The sequence below is a fragment of the Paenibacillus sp. J45TS6 genome (assembly GCF_018403285.1).
Taxonomy (GTDB): domain Bacteria; phylum Bacillota; class Bacilli; order Paenibacillales; family Paenibacillaceae; genus Paenibacillus.
Genome location: NZ_BOSJ01000004.1, coordinates 435,143 through 448,999, shown reverse-complemented (window position 1 = coordinate 448,999; position 13,857 = coordinate 435,143). Strand labels below are relative to the sequence as shown.

Below are 13,857 nucleotides of genomic sequence, written 5' to 3'. Positions count from 1 at the left end.
TGTTACGAGAGTTCTTTCCAAAAGGAAAAGACTTCGCAGAGGTATGTGATGAAGAATTGGAACATGCCCTCCATCTCATTAACAACAGACCAAGAAAATGTTTAGGATGGAAAACAGCCCACGAATCTTTTGAGTATGAAGTGTCGCACTTGGATTGACAATCCGTCATTTTATAATGGATTAATTTGTGTACAATCTTATTTCTTTTCTACAATAATGAGTTCTTCTTCCGGGATAAAATCAAATGCTTCATTCACTGATTTTTTCACTTGTTCAACCAAATATACGATATCTTCTGCTTTTGCATTTCCTTGATTCACAATCATATTTCCATGCCAAGATGAAATAGATGCACCCCCGTGCACCGTTCCTCTCATGTTCAGCCGATCGACCACTTTACCCATGGGTTCACCAAAATTGTAGTTATTTTTGAACACCGATCCGCAAGAAGGATAATCAAAATGAAACTTACTTCCGCGATCCTGAATTACGCTTTTGAAAGATTCAGGAACCTCTGCCTCATGATCCTGTGCCCAAGTCTCGGCCATTGTAGTGTAGTATTTATAGAAATTAGGCAAGACAGATGGATTTTGATATTCTACGACTTGCTCTAGTCTTTCCACTTCACGTATTCCTTGCTCAAGCGCGCTAAAGTCAGGATGGTTTAAGTATGCCCCCACAATAATCCAATCATTATTCATAAAGATCGAATTTTTGTAACTATACCCGCATCCATCTACATGAATGGTCTGCACTTTGAATTCTGGGTCTTTTAAATCAATATAAAAGGCAGTATCAAGAATGTCACAAATTTGTCTGTTATAATATTTCGCGTTCATATAGATTCCTGCGCCAACCGTTCCTGGAAGCAGAAAGCAAAAATCAAAGTCAGCTGTTCCTGAAGCAAGGCCAATAAGCGACAGATGCGACATCGGCATACCGGCAGAAACAAACCAGCCCTTCTCATCAATATAAGTTTCTTTCAGTTCTTTAAGACTGATAAAGATCATATCTTCTTTTGGTTCGTCCGGAAATAGGATGTTCGATCCCATGCCAAACCAAAATGGTTTTAATTCTTTTTCTTTTGCAAATTCTAGTACAGAAGTTAATTCCTCTATTGTGGCAGGCGCAGCTAGATATTTAGCTTTGCCTCCGATCTCATAAGTAGAATAAGCTGATAAATCTGCATTACTTTGTATGAATTGTTTATTCACCCTGTGTCCCTCCTACTGCTGTACAAAACAAAATCGCTTCATGATGTCTAACCATTATATACAATTATATTGTATGTAGCCATTATGTATACGCGCCTATGGTAAGTCAAATAATTTCATGATCTTTATCCTATCGCTTCTATCGTAAAATGCTGATTTAGTTATGAATCTCTTCGCTTTCGTCCATACTATGAAGACTTATGAGACGACAGGGGAGGCAATAACACCAGTGAATAGAAAAATATCACCCGCTCGCGCGATCTTTCAGCCCGAACCGCTGCCCGTTCCAATTCACTTTGATCAAAATTGGCTTGATGAACTTACAAATAGACTAGACAAAGGCGGACCATGGGGCGACTATCGTCTTTTTCAGCTTGCCGTTGAGGCTGAAGAAAGAGGACTCATACCAAGTTTTGATGATATGCAGTGCTTAAAACATATCCCTGAGCTTACACCCTTGCCGCATCAGATTGACACTGCTCGCAGAGTGCTGTTTGAAATGTCGGGGCGTGCCATTCTTGCAGACGAAGTAGGTCTTGGGAAAACGATTGAAGCGGGCCTCATTTTAAAAGAATATTTAATTCGCGGACTCGTATCTAAAGTCCTTATTCTTGTCCCTGCATCACTTGTACTGCAATGGGTAAGGGAACTCAATTCAAAGTTTGGAATACCGGCTGTCGCACAGAAAAAAGCGTACTCTTGGCAAAATGATATTGTTGTCGCTTCCATGGATACAGCCAAACGCGACCCCCATCAAGAGATCCTCATGAGTACCGACTACGATATGATTATCGTTGATGAAGCTCATAAATTAAAAAATAAAAAAACATCGAATTATCAATTTATGCTGAAACTTCGTAAAAAGTATTGTCTTTTGTTAACCGCAACGCCGGTCCAAAATGATTTAAGTGAGTTATTCAATCTCATTACTCTTTTAAAACCAGGACAACTAGGACGTCAAGGCGACTTTGCCGCTAATTTTGTGGTTGATAAACGAATGGCGAAAAATGAGGATCAGCTGAAGGATGAGCTGGCTAAAGTCATGATCCGTAATCGCAGAGGCGAAGGGCCTGTTCAATTTACGAAACGTAAAGTTACAAATATTAATCTCACCCTCTCACCGGAAGAGCAAGCTCTTTATGATGGAGTTACCGCTTTCGTAAAAGACCAGTTCCATTCAGCGGGAGGTAATATGACTAGTATGTTCTCGATGGTAACTTTACAACGTGAGGTATGCAGCAGTCGTGATGCTGTTTTCGTGACTCTTGTAAATCTATCTAAGAAATTGGCTCCAGACTCCCCGTGGCGTGACCGAATCTGGGATCTTGTTGCTAATATCAAAGCGATAAAAGCGAACACCAAAGCAGAGAAAACGATGGAGCTTATTCGTGAAATGAACGAGAAGGTGATTGTTTTCACCGAATACCGAGCTACTCAGGAGTATTTGCTTAACTATTTCCGCGACCGCGGTCTAACAGCAGTACCTTACCGCGGTGGTATGAACCGGGGTAAAAAAGACTGGATGATGGATCTATTTCGCGGAAGGGTTCAAGTCATGATCGCAACAGAAGCCGGCGGTGAGGGAATTAATCTGCAGTTTTGTCATAATATGATTAACTTTGATCTGCCTTGGAATCCGATGCGAGTCGAACAGCGGATTGGGCGGGTTCACCGACTTGGTCAGCAAAATGACGTAAATATATATAATTTAGCAACGCGCGGCACCATTGAGGAGCATATTTTGCACCTATTGCATGAAAAAATTAATATGTTCGAAATGGTTATCGGCGGACTTGACGTTATCCTCGAACGTCTTGAGAAACAAGAATCTATTGAGAAAAGTCTCACTAAAATCATACTTGAATCCTCAAGTGAAGACGAAATCAATGAAAAAATGAATGCCCTGTCTCATAACATTCATTCGCTCAAAGAAGAGGTCAAACAGCATCCTGACGCTTCACTTGTTAAAGATGCGGTAGGCAGCGTTCTGGATCCAATGAAAATGCAGCAAGCTGGTTCTTCCACCAAAAGCCGCAAAAGGGGGAGCTCCTTATGACGATGTCTAAAGATGAGGTTCAGTCTTATGTTATGACATTTCTTGAAGCAATGGATTGCCAAGTGATTGAGAAATCTCCTGCTCATGTTACGGTGAAATTATCAGTAGAAGCGGATAAAGCACTCACCAATCGTCCTTATTACTGGGGATTCGTAGACCGGACGGGCACTCCTGCTGAGACGATGTCTTTTACGTTTATTTTTGACCAAGAAGCGCATGAAAAGGCTGAACAAATACAAAAACAGCAAGCCAGTTTAGAATCGGCTGCGGAACTCGGAACAACCGGAACCAATCAAGACGCAGTGCTGGGGCGCTACTTTGGAAACGTTCCTTCCCTCCCCGTTCTTGGCCCGGGGCGTGTACTTCGTGAACCTATAGTCTATGGCTGCCCTCGACTCAAACAAATTTTCACGGCTTCTCGTGAAGGTGGAGCTTACGTTAACTTGTTTGAGCTCCCTTCTAAAAGGCAGATCAGCGGTTCCATTCCAAAAGCCTACGAGCCATGGCTTAGTGTCTGCTTTAAAGTAGAACTATCTTGCGACCTTAAACGAGAGGAACTTCATTTTCTAGGAATTTCACTGCTGACGGGCAGAATTGCAGAAGACTTTGGACTCGTGCTGGATAAAAGAGAACTCAGTCCAAGACTCCCGGATAATATGCATGTTCAAGGGGGACGAATTCCGCTCAAGCAAGCAGCTGAGTCACTAGAAAAACATATCCAAGGCAAACTTCGATTACTTGACTATAGCTGGGCAGATGCTGCCAAAAAACGCTTAGAAGAAGAACTCGTTGTTCTGGATACTTACTATGAAGATTTACTGAAAGAACAGCCAGAGGAAGAACAAAAATTACCTATCCAGGAACAATATAACCGCAGACGCAGCGAAATGAAATGGCAGTATGAACCTAAAATTAACGTAAGTACGGTTAGCTGTGGAATTATGCATCTTAGGTAAAGGGCGAGGCTGTTTCCTCAATCTTCGGCACAGGAAAAGGAAACATCACTTTTTTCGTCAAAACTAGTGCATGTCTTTCTTAAAGTCTATTCCAGTAAACAGCACCTTTCTCGTTCTTTCATCGGTAAAATGTAGATAAGAACAGCAGGTGCCTTTTTATGCTTGCAGAAAAGAAGGTGTGATTTCCTTGAAACGAACAAAACTCATGCTGAGCATGTTGTGTACCTTAATTTTTTCTTTCGCCAGCCATACACCATCCTATGCAGGTCAAGGCTCTACTTATAATCATAATACCGCTCCTGCCCCCGTCTTTCAGGTTGCAGAGCATACCATAAAAGAGCTTTCACAATACAGCGAATTTGCTGATTTTATTAACTCCCGTCTTCATATTATGCCGCTTGGTCCCGGGACGCACAGTTATCTTGTGCATGTTTATCAAGGAAAAGAGATCGCCGGTTACCTCATTATTACAGCAGAACAATCATCCATAGAAGAAACGAAAGCATCTCAGATCAAGTATCTGGTTACTGAATATGGGGTAGGTACTTCCTCCGTTTTTGATCCCGAATTGTTATACTCACTGGGCCATCTTTCTCGCCAAGAACAGAGTGCGGTAAATTCTAATCTTTATGAAATGCAGTATACAGGAAAATTATCATATTGGGTGATTGAAAAAGAAGAGAAAACAATATATGTGGATGCTGGGAGTGGAGATGTACTTCCTGATAACCCAGAAAAGCTTGCTGAACCACTTACTGTAGATGGCCGTTCCGATTGGATTGGCACAAGCCATACAATTCAAACGATACAACAGACCTCTCCCCTTTTTGATTCTTCCGAGAATCTCAAGTGGCGGGTTTCGACTCCGGTACCTATCGTGTCTGAACTTATGCTTCTGAAAAAACTTTATACTTCAAACCAGCTCATCTTTAGTTCTTCTGATCACAATATGTGGTACAGCGGACCGCTTTCCATCTCAGGATACGCAACATGGGCTGGCCCTGGTACAACTACCGTCTCTTACGTTCGTGTTGGCACGGATCAATCCCTGATTAGGTATATCCCCATGAAAAGACTGATTGAAAACGGGGAATTTCATGAAAACATAAAATAAGCCCTATCCCTTCACGTAATGGAATAAGGCATTTTGAATTTAAGAATCAGACGCTGTATTCTGGTTCTTTTTTTTATTGCGAACTTTTTTCTTATCCTTTGCCCACATGGATACCCCAAGCGGAAGCATTCCAAACCATTTTGTCTGCCAAGGTTCTTTTCTCTTTTTTTGGGATTTACGTTCTTCTTTCGGCTTTTCCATATAATCAACCACTTGCTCGGTTATATATCTAATTAAATCATTTCCTTTAGCCATGTCCATTCACTCCCTTTGACCAGCAGCTATTTTTCTTAGTGTGCACGAGAACCTATTTAAATAAACATTATTAATATTTCAGCTGAATGAAACATTAAAATTTGCACAGTCTATGGTAAGGAGTTTGAAATGATAAGTAACACACGGGAAGGAAGGTTTAATTTAGATGCCAAGACGAATTTCGATGTGTTTTTCTGTACTATTTCTTTTTCTTTTCCTTATCGGATCTGCGAACGCAACAGCAGCGCCAACCGCTCCACAAAAGGAAGATGATCACGTATCGCATGCTGCATTTCGCCATCCAGTTATCATTATTGATGCAGGACACGGGGGGATTGACGGAGGAACATCGGCCGATGATTTACTTGAAAAAAACATTAATCTTTCCATCTCCCAAAAAGTGTACATGATGCTAAAATCTAAAGGTTATGCTGTCGTGCTGAATCGAAATGGAGATTACGCACTCAGCGATGACAACACTTGGCTAAAAAGCCGTTCCAGGCATTTAAAAGACTTGGCACAGCGAAAAGGACTTAGTGATGAACTTCCCTCTGAAATTATTGTCAGTGTTCATGTTAACTGGAGCAAAAAAGAAAAATCACATGGTCCTGTCGTCCTTCATCAGCGGGAAGGAAGAAGTTATATGCTGGCTGAATCGATTCAAAGCTCACTTAATACGATGTATCAAACCGATCGCCAGGTAGAATGGGGGAAACCTTTTTATTTACTCAATTATGTAAAGAAACCAGCCGTTATCGTTGAGGCCGGTTTCATCAGTAACTTACAAGATCGGGAGATGCTTAGCTCAAGCCGTGGACAAAAGAAAATAGCCGAAGCTATCAGTGCAGGCATTATTTATTATTTGTCGGTATTGTAAGATCTGGATTCCAGTTCCATACTTGTTTCACCATATCACTGATGCTGATTAATTCGACCTTCCCCGTTAATCGGGGAATGGCATCTCTAATGATGCCTGCCGTCATAAGCCCTGGCACTCCGACATGTCCAATCGTTACACAAATATCTTGTTGCTTCAATTTTTCTTCAGCAAGTCTCATCTGCCTTGATATATGGCTAATGGAGTACTGATCATCCAGAAAGATATCATTTTCCACGGGCGGCATTCCTTTTTCTGCGGCGAGTTCAGCCACAACCGAATGCTGATCGGTTTTACTATCCACAAAAAAGAGTCCTCTTTCTTTACATACATCCAGCACAATGGACATGATGCGCCGATCTGAAGTGACTTTAGATCCCATGTGATTGTTCATTGCAACTGCATAGGGAACCTCATCGATTGCTGCATTGACTCTCTTGCGAATCTCCTCATCGGACAAATCCGTCGTAATTGCGCCCGGACCTAACCAATCTCTTTTTCCTTTACGAGGTTCCATCGGCATGTGAACAAGCACATCAATCCCCTTTTGATGAGCAAGTTCTGCATCTCTTTTCGTTGTCGGTAAGAAAGGCATGATCGCCACATTTAATGTAGTCGGCATATTCAGCATTTCATCTGTACCTTTCATCCCATTACCAAGGTCATCAATGATGATAACCATTTTCTTCACAGGCTCAGCATGAACCGGAACCGCTCCTATTGTTGCAGCTATTATTATACTTAGCGTTGTCATCCATACAATTAAGCTAAGACTCCCCGGCCTAAAAGAAGTCAGCACTTTTTTCTTAAGTTGTCTTCGTTTTTGTTTGCGAGTTGCCATGTGCACCCCCTCCTTCCATATGAAATTTTTCTTATTATTGGAGATATATACATTATTGGTTTAGATCCAAAAAATTATGTGAGATTTTATAGAAACCTAATTTCTTATATTTAGTAAACGATTCATTGATTAATTTGCTGAATACAGCATAAAATAAGAACATAAGTTCTTATTTTAGAAAGGGGAGATTCACTTGAAGGCAAACACATCATATGAAGAACAAAACCTGATTTGCAGCTATTTGCAGTTATTGCTCGTTGACCGCATTTTTCACCGTGATCTGCAGGTATTAACAAACCATCCGCTCCTTCGAACTCCGGTTCTTTATATAGAAGTGCTGTCCAGTGGAATGGAGCGTGTAACTTTACTATTGTCAGAAATACAAATGGAGTTTGCTCGAAAGGATATACGGATTACGAATATTAAATCAAATAAGGAAGGATTATGGGCAGATGCCAAAATAAGAGGACAAGAGATGCGCGTTGTTTTTCCATTATCTCAGTATAAAAATGAATTATACTCTAGAATGAGAGTTTACCTTGGTGGAATGAATCACGAAATATAATAAAAAACCGTTCTCTCTCTTATGCCCTTTCTATGAAAGAGGATAAGAATAAGAACGGCGGTATAGTGCAAGTTATATGTCTGTAGGACTCCGTCTTGGCTCGCTTTCCAGCTGAATTAAATAATTCCGATCTAATTTTACAATACGCCGATTGCGTTTGCGAACCATAATTTGTTCATCACTCCAAGCCACGACGATACCAACCACATCGTTAACTTCCAGATTGTCTCTGACGACACGAACACGTTCACCCGACTCACGGAGTTCATTTAATCGTTCATCTGTTATCATTTATAATCCCCCTTCTTACGTCTGCGATCTTCGCAGCTTGTCTCTTCTAACATGCAAAAAAAGACCTAAATGCATGCATTTAGGTCTTTAGGCTAATCACTAGAAATTAACGTGAAGCATGCTCTTTACTGTCGTTCTTTTCGAACCAGAAATCAAGCACCTTCGCCGACATCACACGCTGTTCAACATATTCGACCTGGTGAGGTGTAAATTCGTCTTTCCATGAGAAGGACAATTCTTCACACAGGTTTACAATAGTGAGAAGTTCAGACCAAGCAACATACCTTTTATACCAGAAGAACTGTGGATGTTCAAGCATATAGGGATAAAGGTCATCAAACTCCGTATGCTTACAATCAAGGGCACGTTCAAAATGAACTTTGGACTGCGCTAACTTATCAAGGAAATACTGTTCGTTTGGTTCTTTCCCCATGGGTGTTGCCTCCTCTCCCTAACCTACCTTTATTATAATCCATAAAAAACGTGATGCAAAGGCATTAAACAAAATTAGGCAACCAGAATATAAATTAAAAAGAAAAATGTGGTTTAAAAAAATTAAGCAAAGTGGACCTTGCCATCGGACAGAGACTTGATCTTCGCAAGTGATTCTACTCTAATCCCTTGTTCACGAAGGGTGCTCGCACCGGATTGGAAACACTTTTCAACCACAACTCCAAATCCGACGAGTTCTGCTCCAGAACGTTGAATAATCTTAATGACACCTTTGGCTGCATCCCCGTTCGCGATAATATCATCGATAAATAGAATCCGATCCTCTGGACCAATAAACTCACGCGATACCATAATATCCGTTACAATTCCCTTCGTAAACGAAGGTACACGTTCGCAATATGCATCCGGATCGGCCAGCAATGTTTTCTTTCTTCGAGCAAAAACAAGAGGTACTCCCATTTCTGCAGCAGTAGCAAAAGCGACTGGAATTCCTGAAGATTCAACGGTAACGATACGTGTGACTCCATCTTCACTAAATTTTGCCGCAAATTCGCGACCCATCTGCATGGTAAGTGCAGGGTCTATCTGGTGATTCAGTAATGCATCAAGCTTCAGAACCTGATCTGAAATAACAACGCCCTGTTCCCTAATTTTTTGTTTTAGTACTTCCAATGTTATGACCTCCCAGCCCATCCTATGACGTAAAAGTATCATAAAATATGGGTGGCTTTCAATATGAAAGTTTATTTCTTCCATTGGTATGTAACTATATCTACCTTACACTTTCCTCTTCTTACTCTTTGTCATGTCCAGATGGACAAGAGCATACCTTGTACGAGTAGTTATTTTTTAGGACGACTATAAGCTGTTGTTATACAGATCGGACAAGGAGGAAACGCATGAGACAGGGTTTCAAGGTCTTACAGGTTGCATTCACTTATATTGGCACGATTGTCGGGGCTGGCTTTGCCACAGGCCAAGAAATCTTACAATTTTTTACGGAGTATGGAAAATGGGCCACACTCACCATCGTCTTGTCGAGCCTGCTATTCGTATGGCTGGGTACTAAAATGATGCTGATCGCACATGATACCGGAGCGAATTCATATGAGGACTTGAACGGGGAGCTTTTTGGAAAAAAAGCAGGGAAATGGATTAGTTTTTTCACTTTATTTGTTCTGATTGGGGTTAATAGTGTAATACTTGCAGGTGCAGGTTCTGTCTTCGTAGAAAATCTTCATCTATCCTTTCAAACAGGAGTTCTCATTACCCTCATCGGCACCTATTTACTGCTTGGACGAGGAATCAAAGCTATTTTGCAATTGAACAGTATCATTGTGCCTTTCATGCTTTTGTTATCGCTCATGATTCTCATCAGCACGGTTCACCATCCCTCAGCTTCTAATTTTATCCGCCTTGAGCCGGACCGCAGCATGTTTGCCACTTGGCTGTCTCCGCTTTTGTATACGTCCTTCAACCTAGCTATGGCTCAAGCTATACTTGTACCTCTTGGCAGCCAATTAAAAGATAGAAACGTAATCAAGTATGGAGGAATGATTGGGGGGATCGGGATTGGCTGCATGTTAATGACGGCCCACTTCGCTATGTCCGCCTACATGCCTGGAATTCAGCAGTTTGAGATTCCAATGGGGAGTATTGCCTTCGCTTTGGGGGCCGCCATACAGATCATCTATGTTATTCTTATCTTCATGGAAATTTTCAGTACGTTTGTTGCCGATATTTATGGAATTACACTACAAGTGCGTCAGCATCTTCAAGTATCTCCTAAACTTATCACCTTGTTTATCATGTTAACTTGTTATTTAGTAAGCCAGTTTGGATTCAGTTCATTATTATCGATATTATATCCCATTTATGGGATGCTTGCGGTAATTTGGGTCTTTCATCTAATCAAAAGCCCGCTTGGTTCCTTTCACAGCAAGCAGTAACCCTTCTCTTAACTGGATACTTGATACTGCAAATACAGCTTCTTAAGTAAATTAACAGAACGGCTTAGAGAGTATTCTGATTTAGCCTTCTCACTTGCCGTACGGGCCAGTTCATATCGGTACGATGGATCAAGAATGACTTTCTCCAGTGCCTCAGCGAGAGCAACAGGATCATTCTCGGGAACAAGCAGACCATTCACTCCATCTTCAATCTGTTCCGCTATTCCTCCAATATCCGTACCAACAAGTGCAAGTGAACTGAGGGCTGCTTCTGCAAATACCGAACCGAACGCTTCTGCTCTCGAGGGAAGAACAAAGATATCGAAGAACGGCATAAACTCCTCGGGATGAAGCGTGTACCCATAAAATATAGTTTCGTTATATATGCCAAGATCCTGTGCCAACTTCTCAAGCTCGGAACGGATCGGACCATCCCCAATAATATGAAGGACATAGTCATGCCCTTTCTTTTTGAGCTCATAACAAGCTCTCAACAGTATATCAATTCCTTTTGCAGGGACAAGGCGGCATACAGTGACAAGCTGTGGCACTTCATTTTCGTGAGGGACAGGCTTAAACCGTTTCTCATCAAATCCATTAGGAATAATATCAATCTTCTCAGGATGCTGTATATAAGGTCTCAAGTAGTCTTTAAATGATTCAGAAACGGTAAGAAGACAATCCGCTTTAGCTTCCATTTCTTTATAGAGCGAAGTCAGGAACTTATGTTCCAATCCCCCCTCTTTGATTCTTCCGTTGAGAATGAGTTCTCTCTCGTAACTAGAGTGAATGGTTTGAATGAGGGGAACCTCAGGAAATGCTTCTTTCATAGCAAGTCCGGCAATCGGATGATGTGCATGAATAAGATCATAAGATTTATGTAGCCTGAGCTTCACCCACCATAAGTAATCACGGTATGTTTGAATATATTTGGTGACCACAGGACTGTCCTGATAAAGAGTCCAATCAAACGTATCAAATACAACTTCTTCACTGCCTTTATTCCGAATCCGTTTTGGCAAGGAGAACAATTCCATTTCCCATCTTGGGCTGCTAAAACGTTCTTGCATATAAGGAATCATGGAGGATACCCCGCCCGGCTGTTCAGGAGGGAAAAATAATGCTTGGAGCAATCGCATGTATTAGAGCCCCTTTCTCGTAGTCATCTTATCAAGTAATTCTTTCATCATGATATCTTAGCTTATGTAAATTAGTAAAGAAGGTACCCCATTCTTTTCACAAAAACAGAGGATGGCTAAGCGTCTCTTCCTTTTTATACACATAAGAAAAAGGCACCCCTAAAAGGATGCCTTTTGTTTTATAACGTTATTTATTTTTAGTCTTCATCCGAAGTCAGCAGCATTTCATCAATAACGACATTTCGGTATAACATGGTAATGTGCAGCTGTTTTAAATCGATCTCTTTTTCAACTTCTTTGGAAAGGACCAAGACAAGATCATGTCGCTGTTCCTCCGAGGGTTCTATATAGAAATCAATGTATCCTGAAACGGCTGCTTCACTTATATCTACAGTAGCGGAAGCGACAGGTAATCCTCCGTGTTCCTGAAGAAATAGATCGTAGGATACAATCTCATGATCGTGACGAATCATCCTCACATAACAGGATTCTTCAGCTTCCTCTTCACCTTGATCCAAGATAGACTGCAGTTCTACTCCATCCTCATCCCAATCAGGACCATCTGCCTCATCTGATGCTGTGTAAGAGGCATGATCTTGTCTAACGAGTTCGAGGATTGTAATCATATTATCTTTATATTTCATCTCAATGGTAATGGTATCAATCTCCCCATCATCCACCTCGGCCACTAAAAGTTCTTCCGCAGACTCAAGCTCCTCTTCTAGCGGTTCCTTCAGCCAGTCTACTTCTCCCTGGATATCTGTACCATACTGCTTTAGAACCGCATGAGCTATCGTCTGTCCCTTCCCATTTTGCAGTTCAAACGAAGACACGAATCGTCCGGCAGATATTAGCTCAATCTGCATTTCACCGCTCTCATCTTCATATAGAAAAAGAGGCGTTGGCTCAGGAATAATAGACTCTGGGGCGGACGGCAGTGTATCTTCCTCGTAACCATCCTCATCTTCGAGGAAACTTTCCACCTCGCCCCAGGTTAACAAAATATCAATATGTTCGGCATCTACCGCATCACGATATTGCAGCAAATATTGCTTTACATAAGTAAGAATCTCTGCTTTGGCCTTCGGCGGAACACTTTTGGCATCCAGCTGAACACTACCTGCAAGCCGATGGCCTTCCCGGAAGACAAGAATAAGCGTGCCGGCATACCTGTCTTCAATTAAAATATCTTGAACTTCTCCATTTGCCGTTCGCAAATCGGGCCGCAGCCGAATATGATAGCTCATCTTTTGTTAACCTCCTGTAGACCATTTCACTCTTGCTTTAAGAGTATCTGATATCCATAGTAGTACCCTGGGACAAGGAAGAATATTACTTAACGCCGATTACAAATTTTTCGAGCGCATGATGAACTCCATCTTCATTATTAGACAGAGTAACTTCGTCAGCAGCTGCCTTTACATCAATAGGAGAATTATCCATCGCGATGCCCTTACCTGCAAATGTAAGCATCGTAATATCATTATAGTAGTTTCCCATAGCCAGAACGTTCTCCCGAGCAATTCCCTTGCTCGCTGCAAGACGTCTCAGCGCTTCTCCTTTTGAAGCATCCTTATGCATAAGATCCAGGAAGAAATCTCCACTGCGGACCATATAAAACGGGCTGTTCCAAGTGTTCCATTCTTTTTCAAGTTCATTCATCGTATCGAGATCTCCAAAAGCCGAGAATTTCACAACCGGTTCACTTAATTCTGACCAGTGGGGCAAATTCATTGGTTCTAGAAAAACTTCATCATACATACCACGCACTTTCGGGGACATTTGATCTGCTTTATCAATATATAAACCAAACGCCGTATTCACATCAAAATGAATCCCATGCTCTCGGCAATAATCTACATAAGGCTGTAGTCCCTCCGCATCCATAGGGAACTGGTATATCACTTCCTGCGTTTTTGTATCAACGGTAACGGCTCCGTTATGTGTGATCACATAACCGCTGAGCCCCATTTTCTTCATAAGCGGTATCGTACTAACCGGGCCTCTGCCGGTGCAAAGCACCAACTCTGCCCCGCGGCTAGCCGCTGCCTTGATACTATCTTTATTCTCTTCAGATAATTCATGATTATCATGTAGAAGAGTTCCATCTACATCTAGTGCAATCAGTTTATAATTCATATTTGATC

General features: G+C 41.5%; 15 protein-coding genes and 1 pseudogene. 7 read left to right on the top strand and 9 right to left on the bottom strand.

The window, feature by feature from the left end; translation table 11 throughout:
- Positions 1 to 158 (top strand): annotated as a pseudogene (locus KJS58_RS09280) (IS30 family transposase); the annotation flags it as partial.
- A 39-nt stretch (positions 159 to 197) separates the two neighbouring features.
- On the opposite strand, the gene murB reads toward KJS58_RS09280, so the two are convergent.
- Positions 198 to 1,214, bottom strand: a complete 1,017-nt coding sequence (gene murB, locus KJS58_RS09275) for a UDP-N-acetylmuramate dehydrogenase (protein WP_213532224.1) — start codon at positions 1,212 to 1,214, stop codon at positions 198 to 200.
- A gap of 229 nt (positions 1,215 to 1,443) precedes the next feature.
- On the opposite strand from murB, the gene KJS58_RS09270 reads away from it, so the two are divergent.
- The 3 genes from KJS58_RS09270 (at position 1,444) to KJS58_RS09260 (ending at position 5,340) form a co-directional block, all read left to right on the top strand.
- Positions 1,444 to 3,270, top strand: coding sequence for a DEAD/DEAH box helicase (locus KJS58_RS09270; RefSeq protein WP_249717067.1), 1,827 nt, complete (start codon positions 1,444 to 1,446; stop codon positions 3,268 to 3,270).
- Positions 3,267 to 4,226, top strand: coding sequence for a YqhG family protein (locus tag KJS58_RS09265; protein WP_213532222.1), 960 nt, complete (start codon positions 3,267 to 3,269; stop codon positions 4,224 to 4,226). The genes KJS58_RS09270 and KJS58_RS09265 overlap by 4 nt, the downstream gene beginning before the upstream one ends.
- 187 nt (positions 4,227 to 4,413) lie before the next feature.
- Positions 4,414 to 5,340: a hypothetical protein gene (locus KJS58_RS09260; RefSeq protein WP_213532221.1), complete on the top strand. Its 927-nt coding sequence runs from the start codon at positions 4,414 to 4,416 to the stop codon at positions 5,338 to 5,340.
- A gap of 39 nt (positions 5,341 to 5,379) precedes the next feature.
- On the opposite strand, the gene KJS58_RS09255 is transcribed toward KJS58_RS09260, so the two are convergent.
- Entirely contained in the window at positions 5,380 to 5,595 is a 216-nt protein-coding gene (locus KJS58_RS09255; RefSeq protein ID WP_213532220.1) for a YqzE family protein, read from the bottom strand.
- Positions 5,596 to 5,761: 166 nt separating this feature from the next.
- On the opposite strand from KJS58_RS09255, the gene KJS58_RS09250 reads away from it, so the two are divergent.
- Positions 5,762 to 6,472 (top strand): N-acetylmuramoyl-L-alanine amidase family protein, encoded by a 711-nt coding sequence (locus tag KJS58_RS09250; protein WP_213532219.1) that lies wholly within the window; start codon positions 5,762 to 5,764, stop codon positions 6,470 to 6,472.
- Here the strand turns inward: KJS58_RS09250 and KJS58_RS09245 are convergent.
- Positions 6,447 to 7,313: a divergent polysaccharide deacetylase family protein gene (locus tag KJS58_RS09245; protein ID WP_213532218.1), complete on the bottom strand. Its 867-nt coding sequence runs from the start codon at positions 7,311 to 7,313 to the stop codon at positions 6,447 to 6,449. The two genes, KJS58_RS09250 and KJS58_RS09245, sit on opposite strands and share 26 nt — an antisense overlap.
- A 193-nt stretch (positions 7,314 to 7,506) precedes the next feature.
- Between KJS58_RS09245 and KJS58_RS09240 the strand changes: the two genes are divergently transcribed.
- Positions 7,507 to 7,878, top strand: a complete 372-nt coding sequence (locus KJS58_RS09240; RefSeq protein WP_213532217.1) for a YhjD family protein — start codon at positions 7,507 to 7,509, stop codon at positions 7,876 to 7,878.
- 72 nt (positions 7,879 to 7,950) lie between these two features.
- On the opposite strand, the gene KJS58_RS09235 is transcribed toward KJS58_RS09240, so the two are convergent.
- The 3 genes from KJS58_RS09235 to KJS58_RS09225 all read right to left on the bottom strand — a co-directional run bounded on the left by KJS58_RS09235 (position 7,951) and on the right by KJS58_RS09225 (position 9,294).
- The gene (locus KJS58_RS09235) at positions 7,951 to 8,169 is read right to left on the bottom strand and encodes a hypothetical protein (RefSeq protein WP_213532216.1); all 219 of its coding nucleotides are present in this window, start codon (positions 8,167 to 8,169) and stop codon (positions 7,951 to 7,953) included.
- Positions 8,170 to 8,275: 106 nt separating this feature from the next.
- The gene (locus KJS58_RS09230; RefSeq protein ID WP_160033066.1) at positions 8,276 to 8,602 is read right to left on the bottom strand and encodes a hypothetical protein; all 327 of its coding nucleotides are present in this window, start codon (positions 8,600 to 8,602) and stop codon (positions 8,276 to 8,278) included.
- Between the two features lie 122 nt (positions 8,603 to 8,724).
- On the bottom strand, positions 8,725 to 9,294 hold the full coding sequence (locus KJS58_RS09225) for a xanthine phosphoribosyltransferase (RefSeq protein WP_213532215.1): 570 nt from the start codon (positions 9,292 to 9,294) through the stop codon (positions 8,725 to 8,727).
- 227 nt (positions 9,295 to 9,521) lie between these two features.
- Between KJS58_RS09225 and KJS58_RS09220 the strand changes: the two genes are divergently transcribed.
- Entirely contained in the window at positions 9,522 to 10,571 is a 1,050-nt protein-coding gene (locus KJS58_RS09220; RefSeq protein ID WP_213532214.1) for a YkvI family membrane protein, read from the top strand.
- An 8-nt stretch (positions 10,572 to 10,579) separates the two neighbouring features.
- Here KJS58_RS09220 and KJS58_RS09215 read toward each other — a convergent pair whose 3' ends face one another.
- The 3 genes from KJS58_RS09215 to KJS58_RS09205 all read right to left on the bottom strand — a co-directional run bounded on the left by KJS58_RS09215 (position 10,580) and on the right by KJS58_RS09205 (position 13,849).
- A complete protein-coding gene (locus tag KJS58_RS09215; protein WP_213532213.1) occupies positions 10,580 to 11,710 on the bottom strand; it encodes a glycosyltransferase family 4 protein in 1,131 nt (376 codons plus the stop codon).
- Between the two features lie 197 nt (positions 11,711 to 11,907).
- Complete coding sequence (locus tag KJS58_RS09210; RefSeq protein ID WP_213532212.1) at positions 11,908 to 12,957, bottom strand: hypothetical protein; 1,050 nt, start codon at positions 12,955 to 12,957, stop codon at positions 11,908 to 11,910.
- An 85-nt stretch (positions 12,958 to 13,042) separates the two neighbouring features.
- Positions 13,043 to 13,849 (bottom strand): Cof-type HAD-IIB family hydrolase, encoded by an 807-nt coding sequence (locus KJS58_RS09205; protein ID WP_213532260.1) that lies wholly within the window; start codon positions 13,847 to 13,849, stop codon positions 13,043 to 13,045.
- Positions 13,850 to 13,857: the final 8 nt, after the last annotated feature.

Bases quoted from the DNA above. Each gene is read 5' to 3' on its own strand.
- KJS58_RS09250 (WP_213532219.1), top strand. From the start codon at position 5,762: ATGCCAAGACGAATTTCGATGTGTTTTTCTGTACTATTTCTTTTTCTT.
- KJS58_RS09265 (WP_213532222.1), top strand. From the start codon at position 3,267: ATGACGATGTCTAAAGATGAGGTTCAGTCTTATGTTATGACATTTCTT.
- KJS58_RS09215 (WP_213532213.1), bottom strand. From the start codon at position 11,710: ATGCGATTGCTCCAAGCATTATTTTTCCCTCCTGAACAGCCGGGCGGG.
- KJS58_RS09230 (WP_160033066.1), bottom strand. From the start codon at position 8,602: ATGGGGAAAGAACCAAACGAACAGTATTTCCTTGATAAGTTAGCGCAG.
- KJS58_RS09235 (WP_213532216.1), bottom strand. From the start codon at position 8,169: ATGATAACAGATGAACGATTAAATGAACTCCGTGAGTCGGGTGAACGT.
- KJS58_RS09220 (WP_213532214.1), top strand. From the start codon at position 9,522: ATGAGACAGGGTTTCAAGGTCTTACAGGTTGCATTCACTTATATTGGC.
- KJS58_RS09245 (WP_213532218.1), bottom strand. From the start codon at position 7,313: ATGGCAACTCGCAAACAAAAACGAAGACAACTTAAGAAAAAAGTGCTG.
- KJS58_RS09205 (WP_213532260.1), bottom strand. From the start codon at position 13,849: ATGAATTATAAACTGATTGCACTAGATGTAGATGGAACTCTTCTACAT.
- KJS58_RS09210 (WP_213532212.1), bottom strand. From the start codon at position 12,957: ATGAGCTATCATATTCGGCTGCGGCCCGATTTGCGAACGGCAAATGGA.
- KJS58_RS09255 (WP_213532220.1), bottom strand. From the start codon at position 5,595: ATGGCTAAAGGAAATGATTTAATTAGATATATAACCGAGCAAGTGGTT.